This is a genomic window from Xanthomonas sp. WHRI 7064, assembly GCF_040202355.2.
GTDB lineage: Bacteria > Pseudomonadota > Gammaproteobacteria > Xanthomonadales > Xanthomonadaceae > Xanthomonas > Xanthomonas arboricola.
Genome location: NZ_CP167821.1, coordinates 3,700,445 through 3,716,837 on the forward strand (window position 1 = coordinate 3,700,445; position 16,393 = coordinate 3,716,837).

Annotated in this window: 14 protein-coding genes; 2 read left to right on the forward strand and 12 right to left on the reverse strand. The window is 64.9% G+C overall.

The annotated features are described in order from the left end of the window. Nucleotide 1 precedes the first annotated feature (1 nt). From ABQY74_RS15800 to ABQY74_RS15830, 7 genes are all read right to left on the reverse strand, one after another. On the reverse strand, nt 2-964 hold the full coding sequence (locus tag ABQY74_RS15800) for a DUF58 domain-containing protein (protein WP_349792193.1): 963 nt from the start codon (nt 962-964) through the stop codon (nt 2-4). Nucleotides 965-986: 22 nt separating this feature from the next. Beyond that, a complete protein-coding gene (locus ABQY74_RS15805; RefSeq protein ID WP_039525693.1) occupies nt 987-2,006 on the reverse strand; it encodes a MoxR family ATPase in 1,020 nt (339 codons plus the stop codon). 288 nt (nt 2,007-2,294) lie between these two features. Continuing rightward, nucleotides 2,295-4,202, reverse strand: a complete 1,908-nt coding sequence (locus tag ABQY74_RS15810) for a type IV pilus secretin PilQ family protein (RefSeq protein ID WP_349792195.1) — start codon at nt 4,200-4,202, stop codon at nt 2,295-2,297. Nucleotides 4,203-4,221: 19 nt separating this feature from the next. Then, the gene (locus ABQY74_RS15815; protein WP_016903584.1) at nt 4,222-4,755 is read right to left on the reverse strand and encodes a pilus assembly protein PilP; all 534 of its coding nucleotides are present in this window, start codon (nt 4,753-4,755) and stop codon (nt 4,222-4,224) included. Next, nucleotides 4,752-5,417 carry a type 4a pilus biogenesis protein PilO gene (locus ABQY74_RS15820; protein WP_016903585.1) on the reverse strand — a complete coding sequence of 222 codons (666 nt, stop codon included), beginning with the start codon at nt 5,415-5,417 and terminating at the stop codon, nt 4,752-4,754. The genes ABQY74_RS15815 and ABQY74_RS15820 overlap by 4 nt, the downstream gene beginning before the upstream one ends. Further along, entirely contained in the window at nt 5,414-6,187 is a 774-nt protein-coding gene (locus ABQY74_RS15825; RefSeq protein ID WP_024938131.1) for a PilN domain-containing protein, read from the reverse strand. Before ABQY74_RS15825 ends, ABQY74_RS15820 begins: the two co-directional genes overlap by 4 nt. After that, nucleotides 6,187-7,245, reverse strand: a complete 1,059-nt coding sequence (locus ABQY74_RS15830) for a pilus assembly protein PilM (protein WP_039423791.1) — start codon at nt 7,243-7,245, stop codon at nt 6,187-6,189. Before ABQY74_RS15830 ends, ABQY74_RS15825 begins: the two co-directional genes overlap by 1 nt. A gap of 118 nt (nt 7,246-7,363) precedes the next feature. Between ABQY74_RS15830 and ABQY74_RS15835 the strand changes: the two genes are divergently transcribed. Together ABQY74_RS15835 and ABQY74_RS15840 are read left to right on the forward strand one after the other, a co-directional pair. Then, nucleotides 7,364-9,886 (forward strand): penicillin-binding protein 1A, encoded by a 2,523-nt coding sequence (locus ABQY74_RS15835; protein WP_349792283.1) that lies wholly within the window; start codon nt 7,364-7,366, stop codon nt 9,884-9,886. A gap of 214 nt (nt 9,887-10,100) precedes the next feature. Next, nucleotides 10,101-10,751, forward strand: a complete 651-nt coding sequence (locus ABQY74_RS15840) for a hypothetical protein (RefSeq protein ID WP_102585199.1) — start codon at nt 10,101-10,103, stop codon at nt 10,749-10,751. A gap of 100 nt (nt 10,752-10,851) precedes the next feature. Here ABQY74_RS15840 and ABQY74_RS15845 read toward each other — a convergent pair whose 3' ends face one another. The 5 genes from ABQY74_RS15845 to ABQY74_RS15865 form a co-directional block, all read right to left on the reverse strand. Further along, nucleotides 10,852-12,141 carry a citrate synthase gene (locus tag ABQY74_RS15845; protein WP_024938127.1) on the reverse strand — a complete coding sequence of 430 codons (1,290 nt, stop codon included), beginning with the start codon at nt 12,139-12,141 and terminating at the stop codon, nt 10,852-10,854. 228 nt (nt 12,142-12,369) lie between these two features. Then, nucleotides 12,370-12,612 (reverse strand): type B 50S ribosomal protein L31, encoded by a 243-nt coding sequence (locus ABQY74_RS15850; RefSeq protein ID WP_024938126.1) that lies wholly within the window; start codon nt 12,610-12,612, stop codon nt 12,370-12,372. A gap of 71 nt (nt 12,613-12,683) precedes the next feature. Further along, nucleotides 12,684-13,622 carry a nucleoside hydrolase gene (locus ABQY74_RS15855; protein WP_104555325.1) on the reverse strand — a complete coding sequence of 313 codons (939 nt, stop codon included), beginning with the start codon at nt 13,620-13,622 and terminating at the stop codon, nt 12,684-12,686. Nucleotides 13,623-13,750: 128 nt separating this feature from the next. Beyond that, nucleotides 13,751-15,895, reverse strand: a complete 2,145-nt coding sequence (recG, locus tag ABQY74_RS15860) for an ATP-dependent DNA helicase RecG (RefSeq protein ID WP_349792197.1) — start codon at nt 15,893-15,895, stop codon at nt 13,751-13,753. A gap of 29 nt (nt 15,896-15,924) precedes the next feature. Beyond that, nucleotides 15,925-16,305, reverse strand: coding sequence for a RidA family protein (locus ABQY74_RS15865; protein ID WP_024938123.1), 381 nt, complete (start codon nt 16,303-16,305; stop codon nt 15,925-15,927). Nucleotides 16,306-16,393 lie beyond the last annotated feature (88 nt).

The following is a 16,393-nucleotide window of genomic DNA, read 5'->3' on the forward strand; positions in this document are numbered from 1 at the left end:
GTCATCGACTCCGCACGGCGCTACTGCCGCCCAACCAGGCATCGCTGGCATCGTCGGTGGACAGGCGATGCAAGCGCACACCGCGTGCCTGCAAGACCGCGGTCAATTGTTCCAGCGGCGCCACGAATTCGGCCTGCCAACGCGCACGTCCGGCCTGCGTGGACAGGTCGATCGCAATGCGCTCGCCGCGCACATCGAAACTGAGTGCGCGGGCCGGTGGCGCCAGCTCCAGCGGGTCGACCAGCACGATCACCACCACCTCGTGATGCAAGGCCAGGCCCGACCAGCGCGTGGCAGAAATCCTGCTGGCGCTGCGCGCATCGGCCAGCACGGTCAGCCGCGCACCCGGGCGCAGCAACCGCGCGGCATGGTCCAGTGCCACCTCCAGACCTGCATCGCCGGACGGCGGCTGCGTGTACCAGCGCGCCAACGCATCCAGCACCGGTAATACGCCGCGTTGACCCGAGCGTGGTGCAATCGGCGCCTCGCTGGCAGTGCCACGCAGCGCGGCGATCCGGTCGCCCTGCCGCTGCGCCAGCCACGCCGCGACCGCGCCGGCACGGGCGGCCTGCACCGATTTGTAGCGCACCCGCGTACCGAAGAACAGCGCCGGTGAGGTATCGGCCACAATCAGGCTCAAGCGTTCGCGCTCGGCCTGGAACAATTTGGTGTGCGCGCGCCCGGTACGCGCGGTGACCCGCCAGTCGATATGCCGCGCATCGTCGCCGGCCACGTACTCGCGCGACTCGGCGTATTCCATCCCGCGCCCACGCGTTGCCGCCGGCACCGGCCCGACCAGCCCATGGCGGCCACGCCCTGGTTGCCCGCGATGGGTCGCGGTGCCGCGCAGCGCGATCAGCTCCGCCAGCGTCGGCCGCAGCCCATCGCCGGCGATCGACGCCGGAGCGGTGACAGGGGAAGAAGACGGCATCGAAGACATCGGATTCTGGTCAGAGGACGGCATACCTCGGCGACACGCTACCCGATCAGGGCAGCGGAATCTTTTCCAGCAAGGCGGCGACCAGACGTTCGCCATCCCAGCCTTCGGCAGTGGCTTCGTAGCTGGGAAGCACGCGATGACGCAGCACATCCGGCGCAATTGCGCGGATATCGTCCGGGGTCACGTAGTCGCGCCCGGCCAGCCATGCACGCGCCCGTGCGCAGCGCTCCAGCGCGATCGACCCACGCGGGCTCGCGCCCCAGGCAATCCGCCGCGCCAGTGCCGGGTCGTAGCGCTGCGCATCACGCGATGCGAGCACGATCTCGATCAGGTAACGCTCCAGCTGCGGCGCCAGATGCACGTCCAGCACCACCCGACGCGCGGCGAAGACATCTTCCAGCGGGATCTTGTCGGGTACCGTCTCGTGCTTTTCCAGGGTGTCGCGCGCGGCCTCACGTGCCAGCCGCAGGATCTCCGCCTCGGCATCGGCCTGTGGATAACCGATACGCACGTGCATCAGGAAGCGATCCAGCTGCGCCTCGGGCAACGGGAAGGTGCCTTCCTGCTCGATCGGGTTCTGCGTAGCCATCACCAGGAACAGCTGCGGCAGCGCATAGGTGTGCCGCCCGACGGTGACCTGACGCTCGCCCATCGCCTCCAGCAGTGCCGACTGCACCTTGGCCGGTGCACGGTTGATCTCGTCGGCCAGCAGGATCGGATGGAAGATCGGCCCGGGCATGAACTCGAACCGGCTGTCCTGCGGTCGCCAGATCTCGGTGCCGGTCAGATCGGAGGGCAGCAAGTCGGGGGTGAACTGCACCCGCGCAAAATCCGCCTCCAGCCGCGAGGCCAGCGCGCGGATCGCGGTAGTCTTGGCCAACCCGGGCGCGCCCTCGACCAGCAGATGCCCATCGGCCAGCAGGGCGATCAGCAACCGTTCGACCAGCGCGGACTGGCCCACGATGCGCTGCGCCAGCGACTCGCGCAGCAGGGTGAATTGACGGTGCAACCGGTCCTCGGCGGGCGCGGCAGCGGCTTCTGGGGGCAACAGCGGCGGTGCGTTCATAGGCCCAGTGTGACCGATTCGAGCGCAATTGGTTCATTCAGTAGCACACGGATGTTCAGTGAGTGGCGCAGGTTTGACTTACGTCACTATGCAACTAGCTACTTGGAAGATCTTGTTGGACGGATCGAATGCTGGAACGCTTCCATTTCTGTCACCGGTGCGCGCGCGGGCCTCAGAAAACGTCAAGCCCTAGCAAAAGCGATCCTGACCTGGTATCGCTTGCTATGCGTTCAATCACCGCATAAAGAAAAAAGCCGCTTTCGCGGCCTTTTTCCGATTCGGCTTCTCTTATGGAGTAGCGCTTGCGACACGCAATACCTTAGGTGTTACGAAGACGAGCAACTCGGCCTTCTCCTTGCTGCGCCCCCTTTTCTTGAAAAGGTTCCCGAGGAACGGGATGTCGCCAAGGAAAGGGACCTTCGCAATGCTCTCACGATCGTTGAACTCGTAGACGCCGCCGATGACGACTGTCTCACCATCACCAACCAGAACGGCCGTATTAACTTCACGACGGTTGATCTCTGGAACGGTACCGTAGCCATCGAGCACGATGAAACGAGCAACCTCATCCTTCTTAACATTCATATTCAAGAACACGCGATTGTCATTGGTGATGGTCGGAGTGACCTTTAGCTCCAACAGCACTTCTTTGAACTGCACGTTGGCCTGGGACTGACCACCGCCACTGGCAGCAGTAATCGTCACATAACCAATTTCCCGACCCTGCTTGATAACGCCTTCACGCTGATTTGCCGTAACGATACGCGGATTGGAAACGACTTCCCCTCGCCCCTCTTCCTGCATCGCCGACAACTCCATGTCGAGAGCGAAGTTGCGTCCAAGCAAGGTGTATGCAATAGCACCTGGCGTGTTTGTAGTGAAAACTCCACCCGCGGGAAGGTTGAAGTTTAGACCCCCAGGAACATTATGAATTCCATCATTAATAATTGACACATTATTAGAAGTACTACCACTGATAACACTGGTATTGTCGCCATACTGACGACGCCCGGCGATACCAAACCGCGCACCCAAGTCACGTGCAAACGTATCGGTCGCGATCACAATGCGGCTTTCGATCAACACCTGATCCACCGGCCGATCGATATGCGAAATCAGCTCGCGCATCTGCGCGACCTTCTTCGGAATATCGCTGATCATCAGGGTGTTTGTGCGCTCGTCGGCAACCAGGCGACCGCGAGGCGACAAAAATCCATTGTCCTGCTGGCCACCTTGTCCACCTTGACCGCCGCCCTGACCACCACCACCGCCACCAATCCCCTTGGCCTCCGTCAGCGCTTTGAAGATCACGGCCGCGTTGTGGTAATTGATCTGCACGTAATCGGTGATCAGATCCTCGCGGTTTTCGATCGCGATGCGGGCGTCTTCTTTGTCCTGCTCGAACTTGGCCAGCTCCGGCTGCGGGGCGACCCACACCACGCCGCCGTCGCGGCGCTTGTCCAGCCCCTTGGCGCGCAGCACGATGTCCAGCGCCTGGTCCCACGGCACGTTCATCAGGCGCAACGTGACATTGCCCTGCACGGTATCGGAGGCGACGATATTGAGGTTGGATTCCTCGGCGATCAGCTGCAGCACGGTGCGTACCGGCACGTCCTGAAAGTTGAACGTCACCGGGCGGCCGCTGTAACCGCGCGCAGCGATCTGCGCGGCGGCCTGGGTGACGGCTGCGGCGCTGACGCCACCGACCGCGGGCTGGCCCTTGCGCGGAGTGATTTCGACCACGTATTCGTTGCCGGTCTGGTAGGCCAGCGAATCGAACGCGCCCTTGGTCGACAGCACCAGCTGCGACCCCGAGCCCGACGGCTTGACCTCGACGCGCTGCACCGGCGTTGCAAAGTCGGTGACGTTGAGCGGGCGCTGCAGTTCGGCAGGCAGGCGTGCGTTGCTGATGTCGACCAGCACGTTGTCGCCCTGCGTGCGCAGATCCGGGCTGGCGCCCTGGCCGTCGAACTGCAGGATCAGACGGCCAGCGCCATCCTCACCACGTTTGAAATCGATCTTGGACACCGCCAGGCTCGCCGGAGCGGTCTTGGCCGGGTCCTGCACAGGCTGCTTCAGTGCCGCCGCCGAGAACGCGCTACCGCTCGCCAGCGCCAGCGCGAACCCCATCGCGCAGGCCTGGAATACCGCGTGGCGTCGAACCGGACGCAGCCGCCGGGCATTGGAAAACGTCATCGTGCTATCCCCTATCACTTTATTGATCATCCAATGCGAGCGCGGCCGGCCGTTCAAGCCATCCGCCCGCACCGTCCGGCACAAGTTCAATCAGCTCGATGCGGTCTTCGTAGACCCCGGTGACCCGGCCATCGCTCTGTCCCAGATACACGCCCGGCCGCACCCGGTAGGTCACCTTGTCGGGCGCCATGACCAGCGCAACCAGGCCCGAGCCGCCGCCAATGGTCCCCACCATGTCGAGGGCGTCGAGCGGATAGGCCTCCAGCGGCTCCTTGCGCCGGTTCGGATCCGGACGCGTGCCGTTGCCGCCTTCCGCACTGACCCAGGCATCGCTAAACGGGTCGCGCATCGATTGCGCGGCATATTCGAACGTCTCGAACTGCTGCATCACCGGCAATGGCTCCAACGGCGGCGCCGGCCGTGCGCGCACTTCGGCGACCCAGGCTTCCAGGTTCGGCGCATCGCCCGGTGTGCTGGTCACACCGCGCGTACACGCCGGCAATACAGCAATTAGCGCCACGCAGGACAGGATCTTGAGCAGTTTCGTGGTCATTGGCCGCCCTTCTTCGCAGCGTCGGCCGCAGCCTTCTCCTGCTCGGCCATTTCCTCATCGTCCAGATAACGATAGGTCTTGACCGTGCCGGACAGTTCCAGCGCCCCGCGCGGGGTGATGCCGGCCTTGGGATCCTTCGGCTTGAGGTTGATGTCGTGCATGGTCAGGATCACCACGCGCGGCAACGACGCCACACCGCTGACGAAGGCACCGAACTGGTGGTAACTACCCACCATGCGCAAGGCGATCGGCTTTTCGGCGTAGAACTCCTTCGGCGATTCCGGGCCCGGCTGGAACAACTCGTTGGACAGGCCGCTGGACAGCGCGGTCTGCGAGATGTCGATGATCAGATCCGGCATTTCGGTCTTGCTGGGCAGCTGCCGCAGCATCTGCTGCAGCACCTGTTCCATCTGCGCGAGCTGCTGCTTGAGCGGCTCCAGATTCACCGCGCGGCCCTGCTGGGTCTCGAACTCGGTGCGCAGCTGTGTTTCGGTACCTTCCAGGCCTTCGAGTTCATCGCGCTTGCCGCTGATCAACAGGAACCAGGCCAGCACCATGATGAACAGGCCGACCACCACGCAGAACACGATGCGTGCCTGCTGCGGCCAGCCGCCGATGTTGTTGAAATCCAGATCGCTGAGCTTGAATGCTTTCTTACTCATGACGCCGCCCCCTCCTGCGGCCGATTGGCGGACGCCGGCGCTGGCTGCACGGGTGCAGGAGCAGCGGCCGGCGACGTGGCAGGCGCAGGTGCTGCAGGTGCCGCCGCTGGCGCGCCCGCAGGGGCCGTACCGGCTGGCGTTGCACCCGGCGCTTGCGCATCGACCGGTGCGGTGCCGTTCTTGTCGGCCTCGTTCGGATTGGCCAGCTTGACCTTGAGCGTGAACACGTACGGCAGCGTCTTGGTGTCCATCGACGGTCCCGCGGGCTGCCCGGCCTTGTCCTGGCTCTTGGCCTCGATGATCGACAGGTCCGGATTGGTCATCCAGCCCGAGCCTTCCAGGTTGCGCATATAGGTACTGACGCGCGCGTTGGACTGCGAACGTCCTTCCAGGGTGAGGATGTCGCCGTCCTGCTTGATGTTGGTCAAGGCCACGCCATCGGGGATGGTGCGCACCAGCGAATCGAACAGATGCACCATCTGCGAACGATTGGCCTGCAGTTCCTCGATCACCTTCTTGCGGGCGAGCAGGCGGTCCTTCTTCTTGTCGAGCTCCTTGATCTCTTCGTTCTGCGCCTTGACCTTGTCGATCTCGGCGGTCAGGAAGGCATTGCGCTCGGTCTGGCCGCTGATCTGCGCGTCGTAGTAGAACCAGATCAGGACCGACAGCAGCACGCCGCCCAACGCGGCGAAGCCCAGCATCGAATAGAACTCACGCTCGCGCGCCTTCCGGCGCTCGGCGCGCCAGGGCAAAAGATTGATTCTTGCCATCAGTCAAAGCTCCTCAGGGCCAGGCCGGTGGCGATCATCAATGCAGGTGCATCCAGCGCCAGCGCATGCGCCTGGACCTTCGGGCCCAGCGTCATCTGCGCGAGCGGGTTGGCGACCACGGTGGTCACGCCGAGCTGTTCTTCCACCATTTCCGGCAGGCGCGACAGCGCAGCGCAGCCGCCGGCCAGCACGATGCAGTCGACGCGATTGAATTCGCTGCCCGCGTAGAAGAACTGCAGCAAGCGGCTGATCTGCTGCACCGTCGCCTCCTTGAACGGCTCCAGCACTTCGACCTCGTAGCTCTCCGGCAAGCCGCCCTGACGCTTGGCCAGGCCGGCCTCCTCGTAGGTCAACCCGTAACGGCGCATCACCTCGTCGGTGAGCTGCTTGCCGCCGAAGACCTGCTCGCGGCTATACAGGCTGCGACCGGAGCGCAGCACGCTCAGCGTGGTCATGGTCGCGCCGATGTCCACCAGCGCAACCACTGCGTCGGCGGCCACCGGCAACTCGCTGGCGACCAGGGCAAAGGCGTTCTCGACCGCGAAGGCCTCCACGTCCATCACCTTGGCGGTCAGGCCACCGAGTTCCAGCGCGGACTGGCGCAGTTCCACATTCTCCGAACGCGAGGCCGCCAGCAGCACCTGGACCATGTCCGGGCTGTTGGGCATCGGGCCGAGCACCTCGAAGTCAAGATTGACTTCCTCGATCGGGTACGGGATGTAGTTGGTGGCTTCCAGTTCGACCTGGGCTTCCAGATCGCTGTCGTCCAGATCGGCCGGCATCGGAATCAGCTTGGTGATCACCGCCGACCCGGCCACCGCAGCTGCGGCGTTCTTGGCCTTGCTGCCGGAACGGTTGATGGCGCGACGAATCGCTTCGCCAACCGCCTCGACTTCGACGATGTTCTTTTCCACGACCGCATTTGGCGGCAACGGTTCCACCGCGTAATGCTCCACGCGGAAACGGTTCCCGCTGCGCGACAGCTGCAAGAGCTTGACCGCAGTGGAACTGATATCGACACCAATCAGTGGCGATTGACTCTTGGGTAGAAGCCCCACGGAAACTCCCCTGCCGATGGGCACTTGGACGCTTGTCTGCGCCCTCGTATTAATAATTAAATTTTAACAGGTGACAAGCCCTTCACGCGCAAGGCAATGGCCCCGCGACGTGACCCCAGTGCTGTTTCCTGCGATCCCCAGAGTTCGGCCCCAGCCAAACCCGGCGTCATCTATACTCTGTGACCAAGAAATCTGCAATCGGAATCTCTCTTACATGCCCCGTATTCGCCGTTGGCTGGGCTGGATCCTGGCCGCGTTCGTGGTGCTCGCCCTGCTTGGCGCTATTGCTGCCGGCGGCCTGTATTACGCCATTTCCTCCAAGTTGCCGGACGTGCAGTCGCTCAAGCAGGTCGAGCTGCAGGAGCCGATGTACGTCTATTCCAGCGACGGCCGCCTGATGGCCGTCTATGGCGAGACCCGGCGCTACCCCGTCCAGATGAAGGACGTGCCGCTGCGCCTGAAGCAGGCCTTCCTGGCGACAGAGGACGCGCGCTTCTACGAACATGGCGGCGTGGACTACAAGGGCATCGCCCGCGCGGTGTGGCTGCTGGCCAGCACCGACGCCAAACGCGTGCCGGGTGGTTCGACCATCACCCAGCAGGTGGCACGGCAGTTCTTCCTCAGTTCCGAATACAGCTACACCCGCAAGCTCGCCGAGATCCTACTGGCGCGCAAGATCGAGAGCGAGCTGAGCAAGGACGAGATCTTTGAGCTGTATCTCAACAAGAGCTTCTTCGGGAACCGCGCCTACGGCGTGGGTGCTGCGGCCGAGTACTACTACGGCAAGAAGATGAGCGAGTTGAGCCTGGACGAGATGGCCTCGCTGGCCGGCATCCCCAAGTTCCCGTCCAGCGGCAACCCGATCAGCAATCCGGAACGCGCGCAGGAGCGCCGCGATTACTACGTGCTGCAACGCATGGCCGACCTGGGCTTTGTCAGCCAGGCCGAAGCCGATGCCGCCAAGGCGGTGCCGATGCACGCCAAGCCGCACGAGCCGCCGGTCGAGGTCTACGCCCCGTACGTGGCCGAGCTGGTGCGCCAGGAAATGATCGCCAAGTACGGCGGCGATGTGCTCAACAAGGGCTACCACGTCACCACCACCATCGATGCCACGCTGCAGACCGGCGCCGATGCGGCGGTTGCCGAAGGCCTGCGCCTGTACGACCACCGACACGGCTGGCATGGCGTGGAGCAGCATTTCGATGTCGCCGCCGATGCGGATGCCGCGGCACTGGCCAAGCATCTGTCCGGCGTGTTCACCCAGGGCGGCCTGCGCGCGGTGATCGTGGCACGCACCAATGCCGACGGCGGCGTGACCGTCGTGCAGAGCGACAAGACCGAGCTGACCTTGCCGGCCAGCGCCAGTCGCTGGACCAACAAGACGCCGGCCAAGCTGCTGACGCGCGGCGACCTGACCCGCATCCGCGCCGGCGAGAAGGAGGGCGAGTGGATCATCGACCAGTTGCCGCGCGGCCAGGCCGCGCTGGTGTCGCTGGATGCCAACAGCGGTGCGCTGCGCGCGCTGGTTGGCGGTTTCAGCTTCGCCGGCAACAAGTTCAACCGCGCCACCCAGGCGCGCCGCCAGCCGGGCTCCAGCTTCAAGCCGTTCGTGTATGCGGCCGCGTTCGAGAAAGGCTTCAACCCGGCCTCGATCGTGCTCGATGCGCCGGTGGTGTTCCGCGACCGCCGCGGCAAGACCTGGTCGCCGCAGAACGATGGCGGTGGCTTCCGCGGCCCGATGCGCTTGCGCGAGGCGCTGGTGCAATCGCGCAACCTGGTCTCGGTCCGCTTGCTGGATGCGATCAGCGTCGATTTCGCACGCAAGTACATCAGCCAGTTCGGCTTCCAGGAAGCTGAGCTGCCGCCCAACCTGTCGATGTCGCTGGGCACGGCCTCGCTGACGCCGTTGTCGGTGGCGCGTGGCTATGCGGTGTTCGCCAATGGCGGCTCGCGAGTGGAGACCTGGATCGTGGACGAGGTCAAGGACCGCGACGGCAATGTGGTCTTCAAGGAAGTGCCGGCGGTGGCCTGCCGTACCTGCGCCTTGCAGGGCGGCAATGTCGCGCCGGTGAGCCAGGTGGTGGACGGCTTCAACTTCGGCGCCCCCGCCCTGCCCAAATCGATCGAACCGACCACGACAACGCCGGCCACGCCGGCAGAGACCGCCCCGGCAGCCACTGCCGAAACCAAGATCGCGCCGCGCGCCATCGACGAGCGTACCGCCTACCAGCTGGTCTCGATGATGCGCGACGTGGTCCAGCGCGGCACCGGCACCGCGGCCAAGGTGCTGGGGCGCGAGGACGTCGGCGGCAAGACCGGCTCGACCAACGATCACCGTGACGCTTGGTTCTCCGGTTTCGGCGGTCCCTATGCCACCACGGTGTGGGTGGGTCGCGACGACTTCCGTTCGCTCGGCTATCGCGAGTACGGCGGCAAGGCGGCACTGCCGATCTGGATCGACTACATGCGCGTGGCGCTGAAGGACAAGCCGATCGCCGCCAACGACCCGCCCGACGGCATGACCCAGGCCACCCTCAATGGTGCGGTGGAATGGGTGAAGAACGAGGACCTGGATCGCCTGCAGGACTACGACTACGGCCTGCAGGAACAGCAGGACGAGAAGGCCTTCGATATCTTTTGAGGGCGGGGATTCGGGAATCGGGATTGGGGAATCGGAACGGCTTCGTCCGCCCGATTCCCCGATCGGGTCCGCGGAATCGACTGTCTCCGGCTGCAGTAGAAGGGACCGGGCAATCGCCATCGCGTGATTGCCCTTGCAGGGAAACACGGGGCATTCGCCACCTCTTCATGCCGCTGTTGTAGAGTCGAACCAGGTTCATTAGGGGAGCCCGGTCATGCATCACGCGCGCGAACACGCCGATACGCGAACCCGAGAACGTCGCCATCGCCTGGCGCACGAAGCGGCCCGGCTGATGGCCGAGGGTGGCATCCGTGATTTTCATCAGGCCAAGCTCAAGGCGGCCAGCCGGCTGGGCATCCACGACGACGCATCGCTGCCGCGCAACCGCGAGATCGAAGATGCGTTGCGCGAGCACCAGCGCCTGTTCGCCGGGCCTGCGCACGGGCTGCGGCTGCGCCAACGTCGCGAAGCCGCATTGCGCGCGCTGGAGTTTCTTAGCCCGTTCCAGCCGCGCCTGGCCGGCCCGGTGCTCGATGGCACGGCCGACGCCAACGCGCCAGTGCAGCTGCAGTTGCACAGCGACGATGCCGACGCCGTGCAGCGCTTCCTGGAAGAACACCGCATTCCGGCCGAATCGCGTACGCGCCGGCTGCGCCTGGACCGCGAGCGCACGGCCGAGTTTCCGGTGTGGCTGTTCAGTGCCGAGGAACTGACCTTCGACCTGACCGTGCTGCCGTACGATGCCTTGCGCCAGGCACCGTTATCGCAGCTGGACGAAAAACCGATGCAGCGCGCCTCGGCCGCCCAGTTGCGTCAGTTGCTGGCAGAAGGGGATGGTGGCGACGCCCTGCCGCGCACGCGCTGATCGCAGCGCCATGACGCGTGACCACTGACCACAACGCCAACCCGCAAAAGCAAACGCCCCGCAATGCGGGGCGTTCGTTCAAGCAGACAACCGCAGGCGCTTAGCGCTGGCCGGCGTCGGTGTAGTCGCGCTTGTCGTAGCCGGTGTAGATCTGGCGCGGACGGCCGATCTTCATTTCCGGGTCGACCTGCTGCTCCAGCCAATGCGACACCCAGCCGGCGGTGCGTGCGATGGCAAACATCACGGTGAACATTTCCACCGGGATGTTCAGCGCCTTGTAGATCAGGCCCGAGTAGAAGTCGACGTTCGGGTACAGCTTGCGCTGCACGAAGTAGTCGTCCTTCAGCGCCGCTTCTTCCAGTTTCAGCGCCACTTCCAGCAGCGGATCGTTGACGCCCAGTTCGCCCAGCACCTTGTGGGTCATCTCGCGGATGATCTTGGCGCGCGGGTCGAAGTTCTTGTAGACGCGGTGACCGAAGCCCATCAGGCGGAACGAGGAGTTCTTGTCCTTGGCCTTGGCCACGGCGGACTCGACGTTGTCGGCGGTGCCGATCTCTTCCAGCATCTTCAGCACGGCTTCGTTGGCGCCACCGTGTGCCGGGCCCCACAGCGCGGTGATGCCCGCTGCGACCGAGGCGTACGGATTGGCACCGGTCGAACCGACCAGACGCACGGTCGAGGTCGAGGCGTTCTGCTCGTGATCGGCATGCAGGATGAACAGCAGATCCAGCGCCTTGGCCACCACCGGATTGATCTCCAGCGGCTCGCTCGGCACCTCGAACATCATGTGCAGGAAGCGGTCAACGTAGTTGAGGTTGTTGCGCGGGTAGCGGATCGGCCAGCCGATCGAATAGCGGTACGCGGCAGCAGCCAGGGTCGGCACCTTGGCGATCAGACGGATGGCGGCCTGGCGGCGCTGCTCCGGATCGTTGAGGTCCAGGGTGTCGTGGTAGAACGCCGACAACGAGGCGACCGAACCGGCCAGCATGGCCATCGGGTGGGCGTCATGGCGGAAGCCACCGAGGAAGTTCTTCAGCGACTCGTGCATCATCGTGTGATGCGTGACTTCGTGGTCGAACTTCTTGAATTCGTCCGCGGTCGGCAGCTCGCCGTTCATCAGCAGGTACGAGACTTCGAGGAAGCTGGACTTCTCGGCCAACTGTTCGATCGGGTAGCCGCGATACAGCAACACGCCGTTGTCGCCATCGATGTAGGTGATGGCCGACTTGCAGCTGGCGGTGGCGGTAAAGCCCGAGTCGTAGGTGAACAGACCGGTTTCTTTGGTCAGCTTTGAAATATCGACGCAATCATTGCCAAGCGTGGGCTTGAGAACCGGCAGAACAACCGACTTGTCGCCGGCGTTGAGCGTGACCTGATCAAGATCGGACACTGTGTACGCTCCTTCAGTGGAAGGCGCCTGTCACCAAATGGGCAGGCACGTGATGGAAGTCCAGGGCATCGCCCCGGATCACGTCATTATCGCACAGCAACATTTTGGCCGTCGCTTGGACAGAAGTCGTAGACGCCCCGTCGACGGCGTGAAAACGAAGTTGCCGCCGCCCAAAAAACAACGGCCGCGCAATGCGCGGCCGCTGCTGGTACAGCCCGTCCTGCAAGCTCAGCGCGCGTAGCGCTTCTGGAACTTGTCGATCCGGCCGCCGGTGTCGATCACCTTGTGCTTGCCGGTATAGAACGGGTGCGAGGCCGAGGAAATATCCACCTTGATCAGCGGGTATTCCTGGCCGTCTTCCCACTTCACGGTCTCTTTCGAGCTCATGGTGGAACGGGTCAGAATCTTGAAATCGGACGTCACGTCGTGGAAGACGACGTCGTTGTAGCTGGGATGAACGTTATCTTTCATGGACTTGGCGCCGGGCTGCCTGGATAAGCCGGGCATTATAGCGGCCTCCAGACGCCCGACGCAAGATCGCCCTAGCCCGCCGCCAACGCCGCCGCGACCAGGCCGAAGAATTGCGGGCGATCGTAGTCCAGCAGCAGGTTGGCGTTGTCGGGGTTGCCATCCCGGCGCTCCCAGTCCACCAGGGTCATGCCGCGGGTGTGGGTACCGGTCAGCTCGATATGCACCGGCCGCTGCTCCAGTCGCTGCGCGCCCTCCGGATGCAGCGCGAACGCCATCGCAAGCGCGTCGGCGGCGTACCAGTGCTCGCCACGGCTGTCTTCGGACCACAGCCGGGTCTTGCGCGAAATTTCCTCGTAGAACCGCGCCTGCGCGGAGTCAGCTGCCAGCCACTGCTCGACATCGCGATGCAGCAGCCCGTGCGCGATGGTGGCTTCCCAGTCGGCCACGTCGAACTGCGGAAAACCGCGGAACACGATATGTGCCGCTTCCGGGTCGAAGCCGATATTGAATTCGGCCGCGGCGGTGATGTTGCCGTGCCCGGTCAGCGCCCCGCCCATCACCACCAGCCGCGCCACGCGCTGCGGCAGGGTCGGATCCAGCGTCAGGGCCAGGGCCAGATTGGTCAGCGGACCGAGCGCGACCAGCAGCAGCTCGCCAGCGTATTCGTGCGACAGGCGCAGGATGGCCAGCGCGGCGTGCTCGGTCTCGGCAGTGCGTTTGGCCGGCGCCAGGCCGACATCGCCAAAGCCGTCGATGCCATGCACATGCGCCGCGTCCACCGAGGGATGCAGCAGCGGCTGCGGGCAGCCCGCATAGACCGGCACATCGTCGCGCCCGGCAATCTCGCAGACCTTCAAGGCGTTGCGCACGGTGTGCTCCAGGCCCACATTGCCGGCGGCGATGGTCAGGCCAACGACCTCATGCCGGGTGTCGTTGAAGGCCATCAGCAAGGCCAGCGCGTCGTCCACGCCCGGGTCGGTGTCGATCAGCAGCGGTATCTTTTTGGTCATGGGATTGGAGATTGGTCATTCGGGATTCGTTGCCGCATCTTCGCAAGGATCGGCCGGTCACGCGAACCTATAGGCCGCAGCAGCCAGCTCTGACCAATCCCGAATCCCGAATCCCCAATCACCGCCGCTCAAGCCGCGGCATAACGCACCGCGCTGCCGATCCAGCGCGCGACCACGCGGTCGGCAATGTCCGGCGCTTCGGCCAGCAGCCGTTCGGCGAGCACCTGCACGCGCGGCAGCAGCCCGGCATCGCGGGTGAGATCAGCGATGCGGAAACTGGCCAGACCGGTCTGCCGCGTGCCCAGCAATTCGCCGGGGCCACGCAGCTCCAGATCCTTTTCTGCGATCACGAAGCCGTTGTTGGTCTGGCGCATGGTTTCCAGGCGTTGCCGCGCCATCATCGACAACGGGGCCTGATACAGCAGCACGCAGCTGGACGCGGCTGCGCCGCGACCGACCCGGCCGCGCAACTGGTGCAACTGCGCCAGACCCAGGCGCTCGGCATTCTCGATGATCATCAGTGAGGCGTTGGGCACGTCCACGCCGACCTCGATCACCGTGGTGGCGACCAGCAGATCGGTCTGGCCCTGCTTGAAATCCAGCATCGCCTTCTGTTTTTCCGCCGCTTTCATGCGCCCGTGCACCAGCGCCACGCGCACGCCGGGCAATTGCGCGGACAGGGCTTCGAAGGTGGCCTCCGCTGCCTGGGCCTCGATCCTCGGCGGGCCACTGGGCGCGCCCTTGCCGGGCTCCTCGCTTTCTTCGATCAAGGTGCAGACCCAATACGCCTGGCGCCCTTCGGCGCAGGCGGCGCGGATGCGCTCGACCAGGTCCGGCCGACGCTCGGCACTGAGCACGATGGTCTGCACCGGCGTGCGCCCGGGCGGCAGTTCGTCGATGGCCGAGACATCCAGATCCGCATAGGTGGACATCGCCAGGGTGCGCGGGATCGGCGTGGCGGTCATCACCAACTGATGCGGCACGCTGCCGGCGGCCGCACCCTTGTCGCGCAAGGCCAGGCGCTGATGCACGCCGAAGCGGTGCTGCTCGTCGATGATGGCCAGTGCCAGATCGTGGAAGACCACCGCGTCCTGCATCAGGGCGTGGGTGCCGACCACCACCTGCGCCTGGCCGGAGGCCACCTCGGCCATTGCCGCAGCGCGTGCCTTGCCGGTGACCTTGCCGGCCAACCAGACGATGCGCACGCCCAGCGGTTCCAGCCAGCCACGTAGATTGGTCAGGTGCTGCTCGGCCAGCAGCTCGGTCGGCGCAGCCAGTGCGACCTGCTTGCCCTGCTCCACCGCCAGCATCGCGGCCAATGCGGCGACCACGGTCTTGCCGCTGCCGACATCGCCCTGCACCAGCCGCAGCATCGGCGACGGTTTTGCCAGGTCGCGGGCAATCTGCGCGAACACGCGCTGCTGCGCACCGGTAAGCTGGAACGGCAATGCCGCGCGCAGCTGCTGTACCAGGGTGCCGTTGCCAGGCAGCAGCGGTGCGCGGAAGCGCTGCAAGGCGATGCGCTGGCGACGCAGGCTGAGCTGATGCGCCAGCAATTCTTCGATCGCCAGGCGTTGCTGGGCCGGATGACCGCCTGCGAGCAGTTGCTGCGGGTCGGTGTTCACCGGCGGGCGATGCATCGTCAGCAGCGCGGCGCGCAGCGAGGGCAGTTGTTCGTCCTGCAGCCAGTGCGGCGGCAGCAGTTCCAGCGCGGCCTCGGCCGGCAAGCGCTCCAGCGCCTGGCCGATGAGCTTGCGCAATGTGGCCGGGCCCACGCCTTCCAGCACCGGATAGACCGGATCCAGGCTGTCACCTAGGCCGGCGTCCTCGCCCGGTGCCAGCACGCGGTAACTGGGGTGCACGATTTCCCAGCCGTTCTGTCCTGGCTTGGGCGTGCCGAACACCCGCAGCCGCGTGCCCGGTGCGAACTGCGCGACCTGCGCCGCGCGGAAATGGAAGAAGCGCAGCACCACGCTGCCATGCGACTCGTCCGAGACCGCCACCCGCAACACTGGCCGGTAACGGAAGCCGCGCTCCACCGCATCCACACGCCCTTCGATCTGCGCCGGCACGCCGCTCTGCAACTGCGCGATCGTGGTCAGCCGGGTGCGATCTTCGTAGCGCAACGGCAGATGCAGCCACAGATCCTGCAGCGTCGAGATGCCGCGCGCAGCGAATTTCTCGGCCACCTTGGGGCCGACGCCGGGCAGGCTGGCAAGCGAGGCCTGGCCTGCGACGGCCAGGCGCGGGGTGACGGTCGCTGCGCGCGGCACGGCAGGGCGCTCGGGTCAGCCGAGCTGGATCAGTCGAGCACCATCACCGCATCGACCTCGAAGCCGGCACCCTTGGGCAGGCCGGAGACTTCGATGGTCGAACGCGCCGGGAACGGGGCCTGGAAATACTCCTGCATCACTGCGTTGACGGCGGCAAACTGGCCGAGATCGGTGAGGTACAGGCCCAAACGCACGATCTTGTCGAGCGAGCCACCGGCGGCTTCGGCCACCGCCTTGAGGTTGTCGAACGCGCGGCGTGCCTGCACGCCAACATCGCCCGGCACGATCTCGCCGGTGGCCGGATCCAGCGGGATCTGCCCGGAGAAATACACCGTGTTGCCGGCACGCACGGCCTGCGAATATGGGCCAATGGCGGCAGGCGCCTGGTCGGTATGGATGATCTGGGACATGGAAGCTCCACTGCAAAGATGTGTGCTGCAGTTTAGGCGTTTGTGCGGATTTGCTCGACTGTTGCGCACGATCTTGTTGCCACGCATC